The organism is Promicromonospora sp. NPDC060204, from assembly GCF_042728455.1.
In the GTDB taxonomy this organism is placed as follows: Bacteria; Actinomycetota; Actinomycetes; order Actinomycetales; family Cellulomonadaceae; genus Promicromonospora.
Genome location: NZ_JBHWZO010000012.1, coordinates 12,359 through 28,723 on the forward strand (window position 1 = coordinate 12,359; position 16,365 = coordinate 28,723).

At 75.0% G+C, this 16,365-nt stretch carries 12 protein-coding genes; 4 read left to right on the plus strand and 8 right to left on the minus strand.

Annotated features, from left to right (window positions below; genetic code table 11):
* Positions 1–110: 110 nt before the first annotated feature.
* A complete protein-coding gene (locus ACFWEJ_RS03130) occupies positions 111–779 on the plus strand; it encodes a helix-turn-helix domain-containing protein (RefSeq protein WP_377227746.1) in 669 nt (222 codons plus the stop codon).
* Here ACFWEJ_RS03130 and ACFWEJ_RS03135 read toward each other — a convergent pair.
* From ACFWEJ_RS03135 to ACFWEJ_RS03170, 8 genes are read right to left on the minus strand one after another with little or no spacing between them, the layout of a single operon-like run.
* Complete coding sequence (locus tag ACFWEJ_RS03135) at positions 776–2,827, minus strand: FAD/NAD(P)-binding protein (RefSeq protein WP_377227747.1); 2,052 nt, start codon at positions 2,825–2,827, stop codon at positions 776–778. The two genes, ACFWEJ_RS03130 and ACFWEJ_RS03135, sit on opposite strands and share 4 nt — an antisense overlap.
* On the minus strand, positions 2,824–4,815 hold the full coding sequence (locus tag ACFWEJ_RS03140) for a hydantoinase B/oxoprolinase family protein (protein ID WP_377227748.1): 1,992 nt from the start codon (positions 4,813–4,815) through the stop codon (positions 2,824–2,826). Before ACFWEJ_RS03140 ends, ACFWEJ_RS03135 begins: the two co-directional genes overlap by 4 nt.
* A gap of 3 nt (positions 4,816–4,818) precedes the next feature.
* A complete protein-coding gene (locus ACFWEJ_RS03145) occupies positions 4,819–6,960 on the minus strand; it encodes a hydantoinase/oxoprolinase family protein (protein ID WP_377227749.1) in 2,142 nt (713 codons plus the stop codon).
* A 3-nt stretch (positions 6,961–6,963) separates the two neighbouring features.
* Positions 6,964–7,788, minus strand: a complete 825-nt coding sequence (locus tag ACFWEJ_RS03150) for an ABC transporter permease (RefSeq protein ID WP_377227750.1) — start codon at positions 7,786–7,788, stop codon at positions 6,964–6,966.
* Positions 7,781–8,656, minus strand: a complete 876-nt coding sequence (locus ACFWEJ_RS03155) for an ABC transporter permease (RefSeq protein WP_377227751.1) — start codon at positions 8,654–8,656, stop codon at positions 7,781–7,783. The genes ACFWEJ_RS03150 and ACFWEJ_RS03155 overlap by 8 nt, the downstream gene beginning before the upstream one ends.
* A 1-nt stretch (position 8,657) precedes the next feature.
* Entirely contained in the window at positions 8,658–9,692 is a 1,035-nt protein-coding gene (locus tag ACFWEJ_RS03160; protein WP_377227752.1) for an ABC transporter ATP-binding protein, read from the minus strand.
* Positions 9,692–10,816, minus strand: a complete 1,125-nt coding sequence (locus tag ACFWEJ_RS03165; RefSeq protein WP_377227753.1) for a PotD/PotF family extracellular solute-binding protein — start codon at positions 10,814–10,816, stop codon at positions 9,692–9,694. The genes ACFWEJ_RS03160 and ACFWEJ_RS03165 overlap by 1 nt, the downstream gene beginning before the upstream one ends.
* Complete coding sequence (locus ACFWEJ_RS03170) at positions 10,813–12,225, minus strand: amidase (RefSeq protein ID WP_377227754.1); 1,413 nt, start codon at positions 12,223–12,225, stop codon at positions 10,813–10,815. The genes ACFWEJ_RS03165 and ACFWEJ_RS03170 overlap by 4 nt, the downstream gene beginning before the upstream one ends.
* Positions 12,226–12,416: 191 nt before the next feature.
* Between ACFWEJ_RS03170 and ACFWEJ_RS03175 the strand changes: the two genes are divergently transcribed.
* The 3 genes from ACFWEJ_RS03175 (at position 12,417) to ACFWEJ_RS03185 (ending at position 16,358) form a co-directional block, all read left to right on the plus strand.
* Complete coding sequence (locus tag ACFWEJ_RS03175) at positions 12,417–13,811, plus strand: aminotransferase class I/II-fold pyridoxal phosphate-dependent enzyme (RefSeq protein WP_377227755.1); 1,395 nt, start codon at positions 12,417–12,419, stop codon at positions 13,809–13,811.
* A gap of 77 nt (positions 13,812–13,888) precedes the next feature.
* A complete protein-coding gene (locus ACFWEJ_RS03180; protein ID WP_377227756.1) occupies positions 13,889–14,689 on the plus strand; it encodes a DeoR/GlpR family DNA-binding transcription regulator in 801 nt (266 codons plus the stop codon).
* Positions 14,690–14,984: 295 nt separating this feature from the next.
* Positions 14,985–16,358, plus strand: a complete 1,374-nt coding sequence (locus tag ACFWEJ_RS03185; protein ID WP_377227757.1) for an ABC transporter substrate-binding protein — start codon at positions 14,985–14,987, stop codon at positions 16,356–16,358.
* The last annotated feature ends 7 nt before the right edge of the window (positions 16,359–16,365 follow it).

Sequence of the window (16,365 nt, forward strand, 5' to 3'; positions counted from 1 at the left end):
CGCAATACCCGACGAGACCCACCGCGGAGCATGCCGCGGAATGGCTGCTGCTCGCGGATGTGGTCAGTGAGGCTCCCGTTCCGTTATGGGTCATCGGACCCGAAGGATCCGTGGTCGTCGCGAACAGGGCAGCGGTCTCTTTCCTCGGCTACCGGAACGAGCTCGATCTCGTGGGCGGTCCCAGTCATGAGCTGCTCCACCGCAACCGGCTCGACGGGACCGCTTATCCACCCGACGAGTGTCCGATCATCTGCGCGCAGGGACTGGAGCACCAGGGCCAGGAATGGTTCGTGACGCGTGCGGGGGACCCACGCCCGGTGCACTGGTCGACGAGAAGGCTCCACGACACGGGCGCGACGGTCCTGAGCTTCACGCCCACCGCTCCCGACGCCGTGCGGCACAGGGCTGAGGAGCGGCTGCGTGACTCGGCGCCGGCCTCCGCCCGCCCCCGGTCGCGGGCAGTGCTGCGCGACGGGTTGTACGCGATCATCCACGAACGGTTCGCGGACCCCATGTTCTCCGTGACCGACCTGGCCGCCGAGGCGCACGTCTCGGTGCGATCGCTGCAGGCCCTGTTCGCCGACGTCGGGCGATCACCCGCGTCCGAGGTGCGGCGGATCCGTCTCGAGTTCGCGCACGGCATGCTGGAACGGGGGCACGGCGTGCAGACGGCGTGCCAGCGCTCCGGGTTCCTCGACCCGGGGTCCTTCGGACGGGCCTTCCGTCGACGCTTCGGCTACGCCCCGAGCCAGGTGCGTCCGACGGCGGCGAGCGGCTAGAGCTGGTCCGACGGGCCGGCCTCGGGCACGACGACGCCGAGGATCCGCGCCGCCGCGACGTCCGCCCCCGCGAGCAGCGGGGACGGCACGCCCGGGCTCGCGCCGATCGCGGAGCCGCGTTGCACGGCCTCGGCGGGGATACCGAGCACGACGACCCGGTCGTCGGCGGCGCCCGCGGCGTCCACGAGCGCGCAGCCGTCCCGGGTCACGTCGAGGCTCTCCGACGGGACGGTCCCGCCCGCGGCCGTCGGCAGGGGGTGCCGGCGCGCCCGGCCGGAGTCGAGCAGGGCGCGCAGCAGCGGGTCGTCGGTCGGGCTCACGGCGCCCCGGTGCATCCGGGTCTCGATCAGCGCCCGGGTGCGGACGGCGTCGCGCACCCGGCTGCGGGCGACGAACGCGTCGTCCTCGACCTCGATGCGGGTGTCCTCGCCGAGCAGCTCCACGACGCCGGCCCGGACGAGCGCGAGGAGCTGGGCCGTCCTCCGTGGGGGAGGGCCCGAGGCGAGCGCCAGGCCGAGCGGGATCAGCACGCCCTCGCCGAATGCCTCCAGGGACGCGCCGTCGAAGACGCCCGCCCGCGTGAGCCGGGCGACCTCGCCGCGCAGCGTCTCCATGGCCTGGTTGACGCGGGCGCGCGGGGAGGTGAGCGGGGACGACACCGACTCCTGCTCGTTGCGGACCCAGCCCTCGACCCACGCGTGCCACGCCGACGGGTCGACGAGCGGCGGCCGGTCCGCGCGCGCCGGGTCGACGGCGTCCGCGGGGTCGACGACGACGGCGGCTGCTGCGCGCACCGGGTCGGCGGACTGCTCCAGGAGTTCCGCGAGGCCGCCCGGCGTCAGGCTCGGGCGCAGGGCGGACGGGCGGTGCTCGGCCAGCGCCGTCAGGTGGGCGAGCACCAGCTCGGCGGACAGCAGCGGCCAGACGTCGCGCGCCAGGTCGAGCACGGGCCGCCCGCCCGCGCGGGCCGCCAGGGCGGCGAAGCGCTCGCGCGTCGCGATCCGCGCCACGTAGGGCGTGGGCAGCCCGTCGGCGAGCGCGCCCTTGCCCCGGTACGGCAGTCCGCGCCGCGATCCCGCGAGCAGGTGCGGCTCGTTGCCGCTCGGCACGTAGCGCAGGGCGTCGCCGGCGTGGGGACCGTCGGCGCCGCCGTCGTCGCACGGCCTGCCGGAGGCATCGGTCGGCGCACCGGTACCGGCGTCGACGAACCGGCCGCCGCGTCCCACGGTCAGCAGCGCGAGCACGTCGAAGAAGTTCGCGCCGAGCCCCGCGACCAGCACGTCCTCGCCGGCGGGCACGGCGGCCCAGTCGCGCTCGGCGGGCATGCCGGGTTCGACGTAGACCAGGCCATGCGCGCGGGCGGCGTCGGCGAACCGCTCGGTGCGAGCGGAGCGCCGGGCCTGGATCATGCCCTGCGCGAGCACGACGACGGGGGTGGTCAGGATCGTCGGTTCGACGACGGCGCTCGCGGCGGCCGGGCGAGCGGAGGCGCTCGCGGCGGCCGGTTCCGCGAGCACCACCTCCCGCAGGCCGGACCCGGCCGCGCGCACGTCCACGACCGTGCCGTGCACCGGTACCACCTCGATGCTCCCGCGCCGCGCGGCCTCGTCGAGCTGGCCCAGGTAGTAGACGCCCTGGAGCCGCCGGGTCGGGTACGAACCGGGGCCGAGCCCGCGCGCCTCGTCCCAGGCCCAGGTGTCCGGACGGGATTCGGTGTCCGACGCCGCAGCGCGCGCCCAGTCGACGAGGTCTGGCCCGGCGACGACGGGCCCGGTCATCGGCGTCGAGGCGTCGGCGTGCACCGTGGTGCGCGCCGCCCACGTGTTGTTCAGCAGCAGCGGCGACTGGTCGGTACGCCAGGTCGCCCCGGCGCCGACCTCCACCCGGTCGACGACGGCGATCCGCAGCACGGGCAGCGTCCCGTCGGGCGCCGCGCCCCAGGGCGCGTCCGGCCGACGCCGGGCGGCGAGCCGGGCGACGACGGCGACGGCCCGCGGTCCGCCGCCGACGATCACGGCGTCGAACGGCACCGCGTGTGCATCGCTCACGCTGCGCCGGTCACGTCCGCCACGGCATCCGCGAACTGACGCTCCGCGGCGACGAGCGCCTCCTCGGACGCGGCCACGCCGGGGAAGCGCTCGGGCAGCCCGGCCAGCATGCCCCCGAGGATCTCCCGGCGCCGCGCCGCGCGCGTGGTCGTCGGCAGCGTGCGCAGGTAGACGTCGAGGCGGTCGGCGAGCGCGGACGGGAAGACCCGTTCCCAGCGCTCGCGCTCGGGACCGAGGGAGTGCGCCGCACCGGCCGCCGAAACGGAACGCCCCGTCCGTTCCGCCGCGGTCGCGGCCGCGTCCAGCACGCCGTCGCGCACCACGACCCCGTACGCCTCCAGCGCAGCACCAGGACTGACGAGCCCCGCCGCCACATCGGCAAGCACGGCCGCCTCGTCCCGCTCCAGCGGGTCGCCGTAGCCGCCGGCGCCGGAGGTGCGCAGCACCACGCGGTCGCCGGCGCGCAGCGGGTGCACGTCGACGACCGACAGCCGCCGCTCGTCGGCGCGGCCCTCGTTGACCACGAGCTCGGTCAGCGCGCCCGGCCGGCCGCCCGCGAAGCCCCAGGGCCGGAAGCGCAGCCGCTCCAGCCCGCGAGCCAGCAGCCCGCCGTCGGTCAGCGCCTCGAACTCCAGCTCCAGTCCGGAGCCGCCGCGCCACCGTCCGGCGCCGCCGGAGTCGGCGCGCAGGGCGTAGCGCAGCACGCGCACGCTCACGTTTGCCTCGACGGTCTCGACCGGGTTGTTGGACAGGTTGGAGATGCCGGAGTCGCGCCCGTCCGCGCCGTCGGCGCCGTGCCGCGCCCCGGTGCCGCCGACCATCGGCTCGACGACGTCCACGCGGGACCCGTCGGCCGCCGCGAAGACGACGGGTACGACCAGCCCGCTGGACGCCGCGGGCAGCACCTCGGGGGCGGCCTGGACCAGCGCTCCGGACACGACGTCGTTCACGCGCGACGTCGTAGCGTGCCGCACGCCGGTCGCCGCGGTGCCGGTCGCGTTGAGCAGCGTGCCCTCCGGCGCGGTGAAGCCGATGACGTCCATCAGCCCGCCGTTGAGCGGCACGGCCGGGTCGAGCGTGCCGACGATCGCGAACAGCCGCGTGACCACCCACGAGTGCGCGCGCCCGAACGTCACCATGTTCAGCGCGGCCTCGACCTGCGGGTCGGTGCCGGTCAGGTCGAGGTGCACGGCGCCGTCGTCGACCGTGGCGGTGACCACGACGCGCAGCGGCACGCCGCTGACGCCGTCGTTGTCGAGGTAGTCCTCGAAACGGTAGGTGCCGTCGGCGAGCGCGCGCAGCGCGCTGCGGGCGCGGGCCGCGCTCTGCTCGCGGGCGAAGGCGCCGACGTCGGCGAACCCGGCCGGGCCGAGGTCGGCGGTGAGCTCGCCGACCCGCCGCCGTCCGGTGTCCAGCGCGGCGAGCATCGCGTGCAGGTCGCCCCGGTTGGCCTCGGGCGTGCGGGAGTTGGCCGCCAGGATCGCCTCGACCTCGGGCACCACGGTCCCGGCGCGCACGTACCGCAGGGGCGGGATCCGCAGCCCCTCGGCGAACACGGAGTCGTTGAGCACGCTCACGGAGGAGGGCACGCGCCCGCCGACGTCGGACACGTGCACGAACGCCCAGCCGTACCCGACCAGCTCGTCGCCGTCGAAGAGCGGCGCGATCGCGTGCACGTCGGGCAGGTGCGTCGAGAGGCCGCCGGAGAGGTACGGGTCGTTGGTCAGCACCACGTCGCCGGGCGCCAGCGGCCCGCTCGCGGTCGCGGCCTCGATCGCGGGGGTCAGGTCGAGCCCCACGAAGCCGGAGACGCCGACGTCCTGCGGGTAGGCGACGAACCGGCCCGACAGGTCGGCCACGGCGCACGCGAAGTCGGCGGCGTCGCGCACGTACAGGCTGCGGCTCGCGCGTCGCAGGGTCAGGCACATCTCCTCGACCGCGGCCTGCAGCCGCGTGTGGGCGACGTCCTTCTCGACCGTCGTCAGCACGGCTCAGCCCTCCTCGTTCTTGATACCGGTCTCGGCACTGGAGCCGGCAAAGTCCCGCACCAGGTGCAGGTTCCCGCCGTCGTCGCTCGTCGCGGTCCACCCGGCGGGCACGAGCACCGTCGTGTCCGCCTTCTCGATCACAGCGGGGCCGGTCACCGACGCCTCGCCGTCCGACCCGAGCGTGTGCACGCTCGCCGGACGCGGCGTTCCGTTGTACCGCACGTCCCGCGCGCCGGTCTTCACGAACGCCGCGCCCCCGTGCCCGGACCGCACCTCGCCGAGGCGCACGCTGACGCTCGCCCGCAGCGTCTCGGCGCGCACCGTCGCGGTCGGGTCCGCGAACCCGTGGACCCGCTCGTGCTGCTCGGCGAAGCGGCGCAGCATCGGCCCGATCTCCAGGCGCAGCGGCTCCGTCGCGCCCGCCTCGGTGGGCCGCTCCGCGAGCACCACCTCCAGCGTGGTCGGCTGGCCCGCGTACCGCAGGTCGGCGCTCAGCGTCACGGTCCCCGCCGCGGCGACGTCCTGCGTGCGCAGCCAGTCCAGCACCTCGCGCTCCAGCCCGGCCGACGCCGCCGTCAGCGCGTCGAGGTTCTCCGGCACGACGGCGGTGCGCACCGTGCGCGCGACGTCGCGCCGGATCGGGGCGATCGCCGCGCCCAGCGCGCAGAAGGTCCCGGCCGCGGCCGGGACGAGCACGCGGCGGACGCCGACTTCGTCGGCCAGCAGCGCGGCATGCGTGCCGCCGGCCCCGCCGAAGGCGACGAACGTGTACCGCTCGGGCACCTCGCCGTGCGCGGCCAGCACGGTCCGCAGGCGTGCGGCCATGCCGACCGACGCGACACGCAGCGCGGCGTCGGTGACGCCGTCGGCACCGGCATCCTCCGCAAGCTCGTCCGCGACCCGCGCCAGCGCCGCCGTCGCGAGGTCCGCGCGCAGTGGGAACGTGCCGCCCAGGAACGTAGCCGGGTCGATGACGCCGGCGTGCACGTAGGCGTCGGTCAGCGCGGGCTGGGTGCCGCCCGCGCCGTACGCGGCAGGGCCGGGCACGGCGCCGACGCTCGCCGGGCCGACGCGCAGCACCGCCCGGGCGCCCGACCGGTCGGCGCTGATCACGGACCCGCCGCCCGCGCCGATCGCGGACACCTCGACCACGGGCGTCATCAGGGGGTGCGGTCCGACGGTGGCGGTCGTGGTGAGCACGGGGCGGCCGCCGCGCAGCACGCCGATGTCGCTGCTGGTGCCGCCCATGTCCACGGTGACCATGTCCGTGCCGGGCCACGCGGTCGCCGCGGCGGACACTCCGCCGGCCGGCCCCGAGAGCACCGTCTGCACGGGACGCCGGATCGCGTCCTCGATGGAGACCGAGCCGCCGTTCGACGTGGTGATGTAGACCCGGGCGTCGACCTGCAGGCGGCGCAGGCGCTCGCGCAGCGCGGTGAAGTAGCCGGTCATCAGCGGCGTGATCTGGACGTCCAGGAGCGCGAGCGTGGTGCGCTCGTACTCGCCGGCCTCGGGCCACACCGCGGCAGCCGACGTCACCGGGACGTCCAGGGCGGCGGCCAGCCGGTCGGCCAGGAGCTGCTCGGCCTCGCGGGCCGCGTACCCGCCCACCAGGCTCACGGCCACGACCTCGGGCGCGACGGCGGTCAGCCGCTCCACGAGCCGGTCCAGCTCGGCGTCGTCCACCCCGGTGCCGACGGCGGCGCCGTCCGCGGCGAACCGGTGCGCCACCTCCAGGACGTGCTCGCGCGGCACGACTGGGCGCGCGGGGGTCGCGTGCAGGTCGAACGAGCGCGGCATCCGCGCGCGGGCGATCTGCAGCACGTCCCGGTGCCCCGCGCTTGTCACGAGCGCCGCCCGGGCCACGCGGCCCTGCAGGATCGCGTTCAGGCCGATCGTGGTGCCGTGGGCCACCGCCGCGACGTCGTCGACGGCGATCCCGCGCGCCAGGAGCTGGGCCAGCCCCGTCTCGACGCCCTCGGAGGGGTCGTGCGGGGTGCTCGGCACCTTGTGCGTGATCGCGTCGGCGAGCGACCACGAGGCGCCGTCGCCGGGGACGGCGACCAGGTCGGTGAACGTGCCGCCGACGTCGATACCGATGCGCCAGCGACGGCGTCCTGCGGGGACAGCCACGGGGGATGACATGGGCTAGAGGAACCTCGATACGTGGACGGTGCGGTCGAGCACGGCGATGGTCGCCACGCTGACCAGCAGCAGGAGCGTGGAGACGGCCGCGACGGTGGGTTCGAGCTGGACCTGCACCGCGGAGTAGATGCGCACGGGCACGGTGGCCTCGCCGGCGCCCGCCACCAGCACGGACACCGCGACCTCGCCGAGCGAGATGACGGCGCCGAGGAACGCCCCGGCGACGATCCCCGGCCGCATGAGCGGCACGGTCACGGTCAGGAAGGTGCGCAGCGGCGACGCCCCGAGCGACCGCGCGGCGCGGGGCAGCGCGGGGTCCAGCGCCGCGGCGCTGACCGCGACGACCCGCACGCAGAACGGGAAGGTCACCACCAGGTGCGCGAGCCACAGGCCCTGCGCCGAGCCGACCATGCCGGTGCGCTGGAGCTGGTAGAGGAGCGCCAGGCCGACCATCACGCCGGGCACCGCCATGGGGGACAGGAACAGCAGGCCGAGCGCGCGCCGGCCGGGGAAGTTCCCGGCGCCGACGGCGTACCCGCCGAGGGTGCCCAGCACCACGACGACCGGCACGACGAGCAGCACGAGCAGCAACGAGTAGCCGAGCGAGTCGAGCCACTGCGCGGAGCCGAACACCTCGGCGTACCAGCGCAGGCTCAGGCCGGACGGCGGGAACCGGAAGTTGTTCCCGGCGTTGAACGAGCTCAGCGCGACGACGGCGAGCGGGAGCAGCAGGAAGGCGCAGACGAGCACCACGGGCACGAGCGTCAGCGCGCGGCGGGCGCGGGCCCGGCCGGCGCCGGTGACGCGAACGACACGACGGTCAGGCACGACGCCCCCTCTCGGCGAACCGGCCCAGCAGGCCGATCAGGCCGCAGACCGCGAGCGTGACGGCCAGGAGCACGAAGCTCAGGGCGGCGGCGCGCGGCTGGTCGAAGGCGACCATGGCCTCGGTCTGGATCCGGAGCCCGGCCAGGGACTGGTTGGCCCCGCCCACGAGCAGCGGCGTCACGTACACGCCCATGCTCAGGGAGAAGACGATGACCGTCGCCGCCACGACGCCCGGGGTGGCCAGCGGCAGCACCACGGAGCGGAACGTGCGCAGCGCGGACGCGCCCAGGTCGGCCGACGCCTGCAGCAGCCGGTTGTCGATCGCGCCGAGCGAGGCGGACAGGGCCAGCACCGCGAACGGCAGGAGCACGTGCACGACGGCGAGGAACACCGTCCACGGCGAGCGCAGCAGCGGCAGGGACTCGTCGATCAGCCCGAGGGCCTGGAGCGTGACGTTGACGGGGCCCTCGCCGGACATGACCACGCGCCAGCCGAAGGACCGCACGACCTCGCTGGTCAGCAGCGGGGACAGCGTGATGACGAAGACCAGGGACTTGCCCACGCCCGACGTCGACCGCGCGAGGTACCAGGCGAGCGGGAACGCCAGGACGAGGCACGTGACGCTGACCCGGACGGCGAGCCAGAGGCTCTCGACCACCGAACCCCACAGGTAGGGCGTGCCGAAGACCTCGGCGTACTGCGCGCCGGTGAACCCGGGCAGCACGTTGTTCATCTGGTCGGTGGGCCGCAGGCTCAGCAGGAGCAGCCCGACCAGCGGCAGCAGGAACGCGACCACGACGAACGCCGTGGGCACGATCGCGGCGACGTGACCGCGCAGGTCGCGGGAGCGGGAGCGGGTGGCCGGCACGTCAGGCCGCCCCGAGCGGCAGGAGGGCGTCGTCGGACCACGTGAGCCCGACGCTCTCGTCCTCGGCGAAGCGGCGTCCGCCGTCCGCGGGGCTCGCGAGCAGCTCGGTGCCGTCCGTGGTGCGCACGCGGTACTCGTACCGCTCGCCGGCGAAGCCCACCGAGAGCACGGTCGCCGCGGCGGCGTCCCCGCCCGGCTCGACGACCCGCACGTGCTCGGGCCGCAGCGCGACGGTCGCGCCCGCGGAGCCGAGCCGGACCGGCCGTCCCAGCACCGTGGGCCCGCCGTCGCCGTCCGCCACCGGCAGGAGGTTCGCGGCGCCGACGAAGTCCGCGGCGAACCGGGTGCGCGGGGTGCGGTACAGCTCCTCGGGGGTGCCGAGCTGCTCCAGGTCGCCGTGCGCGAGCAGCGCGACCCGGTCGGACAGCGCGAGCGCCTCCGCCTGGTCGTGCGTGACGAACACGGTGGTGGTGCCGACCTCGCGCTGCAGCTCGCGCAGCTCGTGGCGCATCTGGCGGCGCAGCTTGGCGTCGAGGTTGGACAGCGGCTCGTCGAGCAGCAGCACCCGCGGCCGCGTGACCAGCGCGCGGGCGATGGCGACGCGCTGCTGCTGGCCGCCGGAGAGCTGCTGCGGGTAACGGTCCGCGTAGTCGACCAGGTCGACCAGCCGCAGGGCGTCGCGCACGCGCTCGGCCCGCTCGTCGCGGGGCACGCGCCGCGTGCGCAGCCCGTACTCCAGGTTGCGCCGCACCGTCATGTGCGGGAACAGGGCGTAGCTCTGGAACACCAGCCCCGTCTCGCGGCGGTTGGGCGCCACGTGCGTGACGTCCTGCCCGTCGATCGCGACGGTCCCGCTGGTCGGCGCGACGAACCCCGCGAGCACGGACAGGAGCGTCGACTTGCCGCAGCCCGACGGGCCGAGGACCGAGAGGAACTCGCCCGCCTCGATCGTCAGCTCGTCGAGCTCCAGCACGGGCGGCCCGCCGTAGCCGACGCTGAGCCCGCGGATCTCCACGCGGCCCTGGGTCGCAGTCATCAGCCGAAGATCTCCTGCCAGCGCGCCTGCAGGTCCGGGAGCTGCGGGGTGATGGCCTCGTAGTCGACCCAGACGAAGTCGTCGTACGCGCCCTTGCCGCTGGTGATCTGCTCGTCGAACTGCGCGGGGTACTCGTTCTGGTCGTTGGAGGCGGCGTACCAGGTGCCCTCCGAGAAGACGGGCTGGTACTCGCTGGAGGCCACGTAGTTCAGGAACGTGTACGCGAGCTCCTCCTCCTGCGTGCCCTGCGTGACGAACAGGGAGGTCAGGGCGCCCACGGAGCCCGAGGCGGGGTAGGCGAAGCCGATGGGCTCGCCCGCGTTCTGCTGCACGAACGCGCGGCCGTCCCAGTGCGCCGCGACCCAGGCGTCGCCGTTCGAGAGCGCGGTCTCGACGCTCGTGCCGTCGGCGGGGAAGGTGGAGGCGCAGTCCTTGAGGGTCTCGAGCTGCTCGAACGCGGCGTCGACGTCGTCGGGGTTCGTGATGCTGCCCCCGGCCTCGTTGATCAGGCCCGCGACGAACTCGACGCCCGTGTTGAACGTCAGCGGCGAGACGGCCACGTGCCCGCAGTAGGCCGGGTCGAGCAGGTCGGACCAGTCCGTCGGCGGCTCGTCGACCTTGTCGGTGCGGTAGGCGATGCCGGTGGAGCCCACGGTCAGCGGGACGCCGTACTGGGTGCCGCCCACGTTGCTCTGCTCGGCGAGCACGGTGTTGAGCTGGTCGAACTGCTCGATCCGGGCGGTGTCGAGCTCGGCGACGACGCCCGCCGACACCGCGCTCGGGATGACGTTGGGCGTGAACGCGACGACGTCGTACGCGGGCGTGCCGCCCTTGGTGGAGCGCAGCGCGGTGAGCCAGTCGGCGGGGCCGCCGGGGACGAGCTCGACGGTCGCGCCGGTCTCCTCCTCGAACGGCTCGACGAACGCCTTGGCGAACGACTCGCCCCAGGACCCGGCGTACACCGCGACCTTGAGGGTGCGGCCCGACAGGTCGCCGTCCGCGGCGTCGCCGCCCGCGTCGTCCGCGGAGCAGGCGGCCAGCGAGCCGGTCAGGGCCAGGGCCGTGGTCACGGCGAGGGTGCGGGTCAGGGGCCGGGCGGTCCGGCGCGTGGAGCGGGAGGTCATCGTGTTCTCGTTCCTTCGTGGTGGTGGGGCGGCAGGCGGCGGTCCCAGGCGTAGTGCCCTTCCAGGACGGCGCCGAGCCGGAGCAGGAGGGCCTCGCCGCCCTGCGGTGCGACGAGCTGCGTGCCGAGCGGCAGGCCGTCGTCGTCCAGGTGGGTGGGGAGGGTGAGGGCGGGGGTGCCGAGCACGCTCGGCACGGTGGTGAACGCGAGCGTGCGCTCGTAGACGACGGAGTCGCGCGACGGCGCCTGCCGGGTCAGCTCGTCCAGGACGACGCCGGTCTCGGGCACGCGGGTCGCGGTCGTGGGGGTGAGGATGACGTCGGCGGCGCCGAACAGGGCCTCGGTGACCGTGCGGGCCAGGGCGCGCATCCGGACGGCGCCGCGCACGTAGTCGGCCGCGCCGAGGGTGTCGGCCCGGTCCATCACGCGGTGGATGTACGGCTGGAGCCGCTCGGGGTGGTCCAGCGGCGTCTGCCGCAGCCAGGCCGGGATGACGACGCCCGGGTACAGGTCCATGAGCTCGGCGCCCTCTTCCGGGGCGTCGAGCGCGACGACCGTGTGCCCGTGGCTGCGGAGCACGGCGGCGACGTCCTCGACCGCGGCGACGCACGCGGCGTCGACCTGGATGCGCGGGTCGAACGAGCGGGTGAGCAGGCCGACCCGCAGCGGGCCGGGCGCGTGGTCGAGCAGGGCGAGGTAGTCCGGGGCGGCGGGGCCGCGCGACCACGCCAACGGGTCGGGCGCGGCCAGGTGCGTGACGACGGCGGCGGTGTCGGCCACGGTGCGCGTGACGACGCCCTCGGTGGCGCCGCCCTCCCAGCCCTGGACGCGCTGGGGGAGCAGGCCGCGGCCGGGCTTGAGGCCGACCAGGCCGCAGAACGCGGCCGGGACCCGCAGGGAGCCGCCGCCGTCGCTCGCGAGCGCGACGGGCACGATGCCGGCGGCCACGGCCGCCGCGGAACCGCCGCTGGACCCGCCCGGCGAGCGGGTCAGGTCCCACGGGTTGTGCGTGACGCCGGAGCGCGGGCTCTCGCAGGAGGTGGTCATGGCGAGCTCCGGCGTGGCCGCGCGCCCGAGCTGGACGAAGCCGGCCGCGAACGCCGCGGCGGGCAGCAGGTCGGTCGACGGCGCGGGCGTCTCGTCGATCGCGAGGGAGCCGCGGGTCCACGGCTGGCCCTCGACCGCGAACGTGTCCTTGACCGTGATCGGCACGCCGGCGAAGGGCGGCAGGTCCGCGCCGGCGGCCCGCGCGCGGTCGACGGCGTCCGCGTCCGCGAGCGTCGCGGCGTCGTCGCGCCACACGAGGGACCGCACGGCCGGGTCGACGGCGTCCGCCCGCGCGAGGGCATGCTCCGCGACGGAGCGCGCGCTCTCGCGACCGGAGCGGATCCGGTCGGCCGTGTCCACCACACCCATATGTGATGGAAGATTCATGATCACGGGTAGACGTTAACCACGGCGGGCCGATCGCTCCAAGCCGATCCCCGTGCCGTCCGCCTGGTGAGACAATGGCTGCGCGCGGATGGAAGGTGGTCGCGCGACCCTGCGCTCGCCTGATATACATCTGGATGATAAGTTCCGGAACAGACTGACGAGGGGCGATGACGACCACAGGACCCGACGCCGCGAGTGCCACCCCGGGCACGCCGTCCGACCTGATCGCCTCGGTGCGCGGGCTGTCCGGCCCGGCGCTCGCCGAGCAGCTCACCGCGTGGATCGAGCAGGGCGTGCTCGCACCGGGCACCCGGCTGCCCACGATCGAGGAGGTCGCCACGGCCTCCGGCCTCGGCCGCTCGACCATCGCGGGCACCTGGTCGCTCCTGGTCGACCGCGGCCTGGTCACCACCCGGCGCCGCGGCGGCACCATCGTGGCCGGCCCCGCCAGCGCGCCCCTGTGGCCCCGCGCGGGGGAGCCGCCCGTGTTCGACGGCTGGTCCTCGGTGGACCTCTCGTCCGCGCACCCCACGACCGACCGGCTGCCCGACCTGCTGGAGGCCTTCGCGCACAGCCTGCGCGAACCCCAGACCAACTCGCTGCGCCGTGAGGCGATCACGCCCGCGCTGCTCGACGCCGTGCGCCAGGACTGGCCGTTCGACGCCGCCGAGTGGGTGACCGTCAGCGGAGCCGGCGAGGCCACGCTGCTCACCGCCGAAGCGGCCACCGCGCCGGGCGGGCTGATCGCCGTCCAGGAGCCCGCGGTCTCCGGCACCATCGGCAACCTGCGCTCCGTCGGCTTCGACGTCGTCGGCGTCGCCTCCGACGCCTCCGGCCCGCTCCCCGACGCGCTGGAGCGCGCCCTGGCCGCCGGCGCGCGCACCTTCGTCTACCAGCCGGGCGGGGAGTTCACGCTGGAGGGCGCCGTCACCGCGCCGCGGCTCGCCGAGCTCGCCGACGTGCTCACGCAGCACGCCCCGGACGCCTGGGTCCTGGAGGAGGACGTGCTCGGCCCGCTGGCCCCGGTGCGGCCGCTCAGCCTCGGCGAGCTGCTGCCCGGTCGGGTCGTGCGGATCACGTCCTTCTGCCGCGCCTTCGGGCTCGACCTGCGCACCACCGTCGTCGGCGGGGCGCGCGACGTGGTGCTCGGCGTGCGCCGCCTGCGCAGCCACGGCATCCTCGCCCAGAGCCGCATCCTGCAGAACGCGCTCGCGTACCTCCTGGCCAACCCCGGCGTCGGCAGCCTCGTGACGGACTCCGGCCGCTGGTACGCGGACCGGGGCCGGGACCTGACCCGGGCGCTCGCCGCGCGCGACGTGCGCACCGCGACACCCCCGGGCGGCCTCGTCGTGTGGCTGCGCGCCGAGAACGAGGACGAGGCCCTGGTCGAGCTCGGGGCGCGCGGGATGGTGCTCACGCCGTCGTCGCGCACGTTCGCCACGCCGCCCCGCCCCGCCTGGCTCCGCGTCGCCACGCCCCAGATCCCGGCCGACCCGCAGCGGGTCGAGGAGCTGGCCGAGGCGCTCGCGGGCGCCGCGCGGGGTGCGCTGCTGGCGGGCTGACCTGCGACCGGGGGTTCCGAGATGTCGCGGCAAGCGGCAGAATCGGGGGCCCAGGAGCCCGACGACGGGAGCAGGCGATGGCGCTCGACGCGTCCGGTGCGGTGCCGGCGAGCGCCGTCCGGCAGGCCGCGCGGTCCGCGGAGCTGCTCGCCCTGGTGCGGCGGCGCGGCCGCATCGAGGTGAGCGAGTCGGCCCGGATGCTGTCCGTCTCGCAGGAGACCGTGCGCCGTGAGCTGCGCAAGCTGGAGGCGCAGGGCCTGGTGCGGCGCAGCTACGGGCTCGCCTTCCCGGTCGAGACCAGCTCGTTCGAGACGGCGCTGTCCCAGCGCCGGGAGAGCTTCCCGGAGGAGAAGGCGCGGATCGCCGCCGAGGTGGCGCGGCGCCTGGGGGAGGCGCGGACGATCTTCGTCGACGAGGGGTTCCAGCCGCTGCTCGCGGCGCGCGCCCTGCCGACCGACCGTGAGCTCACGCTGGTCACGGCGTCCCTGCCGGTCGCGACGGAGCTGTCGGCCCGGCCCAACGTGCAGGTGATCATCATCGGCGGGCGGGTGCGGGGCAAGACCCTGGGCGTGGTCGACGGCGCCGCCGTGGACATGCTGCGCACCTTCCGCCTCGACCTCGGGCTGATCGGCGCGAACGGGGTGACCGTCGAGGACGGCCTGACGACGCCCGACCCGGCGGTCGCGAGCGTCAAGGCCGCCGCGATCGAGGTGAGCCGGCGCCGGATCTTCATCGGGGCGCACCACAAGTTCGGCGTGACCAGCTTCGTGCGGTTCGCCGGCCTGGACGACTTCGAGGCGATGATCACCGGCACGCAGCTCGGCGCGGCGCGGGCGCGCGCGTTCCACGCGGCCGGGGCGGAGATCGTCCAGGTCTGAGCGGGTGACCGGTCGACCCCTCGGGACCAGCAGTTCGTGCCCGGTGCGGGATGCGTTTTCCCCGGCGACGGCGCGGTGTAGAACCGGGCAGAACGGACCCCGGCGTCGGCCCTGGCGCCCCGCGTGAGCCGCGCCCGCCCCCGCCGTCGGGCCCCCGGACCCCACCGCGCTGTGCGATACCACAGTCTCGCTGACCGTTTGGGTTTCACCCTCGTTGACCCGGTATGCGGCCCGGCCCACGATGTGCGGCACCACGACACCTCACGACGACGTGACCAGAAGGGTCGAAGCAATGATGCTCACGAGAACTGCGCGCCGCCAGGCCGCGCCCGCCGGCCTCGCGACCGCGGCGCTCGCGCTGGCGCTGACCGCCTGCGCCGGTGCGGGAGGCGGCGGGAACGGCGACGCCGCCGGACAGGACGGCGGTCCGGTCGAGCTCACGCTCGCGACCGTCAACAACCCGCAGATGAAGGACATGGAGGAGCTGAAGTCCGCCTTCGAGGAGGAGCACCCGGACATCACGGTGAACTTCATCCAGATGGAGGAGAACGACCTACGCGACGCCGTCACCAAGGACGTCGCGACCGACGGCGGGCAGTACGACATCGTCACCGTCGGCTCCTACGAGGTGCCGATCTGGGCGCAGAACGGCTGGCTCACCGACCTCACGGGCGACCTCGAGTCCGACGCGGACTACGACGTCGACGACCTGTTCGAGCCGGTCAAGGACGCGCTCACCGTCGACGACTCCCTGTACGCCGTCCCGTTCTACGGCGAGTCCTCGATGCTCATGTACAACAAGGAGCTGCTCGACGCGGCGGGCGTGACGATGCCCGAGCACCCGACGTGGCAGGAGGTCGCGGACATCGCCCGCGAGGTCGACTCCGACGACGTCGACGGCATCTGCCTGCGCGGCAAGCCCGGCTGGGGCGAGGTCTTCGCGCCGCTGACGACGGTGGTGAACACGTTCGGCGGGAGCTGGTTCGACGCCGACTGGAACGCGCAGGTGGACCAGCCCGAGTTCGCCGAAGCCGTCCAGTTCTACGTGGACCTCGTCGAGGACGCGGGGGAGGCCGACCCCGTCTCCACCGGGTTCACCGAGTGCCTGAACAACGTGAGCCAGGGCCGGTCCGCGATGTGGGTGGACGCGACGGTCGCGGCCGGCCTGCTGGAGGACCCGGAGTCGTCGCAGGTCGCGGGCAAGATGGGCTACGCCCACGCGCCCGTGGTCGAGACCGAGGAGTCGGGCTGGCTGTGGTCGTGGAACCTCGCGATCCCCGAGACCACGCAGAACCGGGACGCGGCGCTCGAGTTCGTGAAGTGGGCGACGAGCAAGGAGTACCACCAGCTCGTCGGCACGGAGCTCGGCTGGAGCCGGGTGCCCCCGGGCGCGCGGAACTCGACGTACGAGATCCCGGAGTACGAGGAGGCCGCGGCGTCGTTCGCGCCCATCACGCGGGACATCATGCTCGCCGTGAACCCGGAGCAGCCGGGCGTGGCGCCGCAGTCGTGGACCGGCATCCAGTACGTCACCATCCCGGAGTTCCAGGACCTCGGCAACCAGGTCTCGCAGGACCTGGCCGACGTCTTCGCGGGCCGCAGTGAGCTCGCCCCCGTGCTGGACCGCGCCCAGGACCTCGCCCAAGAGGCGGGCGACGCCCAGAAGTAGGAGGGCC

Excerpts from the sequence above, each read along its gene's own strand:
- ACFWEJ_RS03145 (WP_377227749.1), bottom strand. The coding sequence starts at position 6,960 with ATGTCATCCCCCGTGGCTGTCCCCGCAGGACGCCGTCGCTGGCGCATC.
- ACFWEJ_RS03160 (WP_377227752.1), bottom strand. The coding sequence starts at position 9,692 with ATGACTGCGACCCAGGGCCGCGTGGAGATCCGCGGGCTCAGCGTCGGC.
- ACFWEJ_RS03165 (WP_377227753.1), bottom strand. The coding sequence starts at position 10,816 with ATGACCTCCCGCTCCACGCGCCGGACCGCCCGGCCCCTGACCCGCACC.
- ACFWEJ_RS03175 (WP_377227755.1), top strand. The coding sequence starts at position 12,417 with ATGACGACCACAGGACCCGACGCCGCGAGTGCCACCCCGGGCACGCCG.
- ACFWEJ_RS03180 (WP_377227756.1), top strand. The coding sequence starts at position 13,889 with ATGGCGCTCGACGCGTCCGGTGCGGTGCCGGCGAGCGCCGTCCGGCAG.
- ACFWEJ_RS03185 (WP_377227757.1), top strand. The coding sequence starts at position 14,985 with ATGCTCACGAGAACTGCGCGCCGCCAGGCCGCGCCCGCCGGCCTCGCG.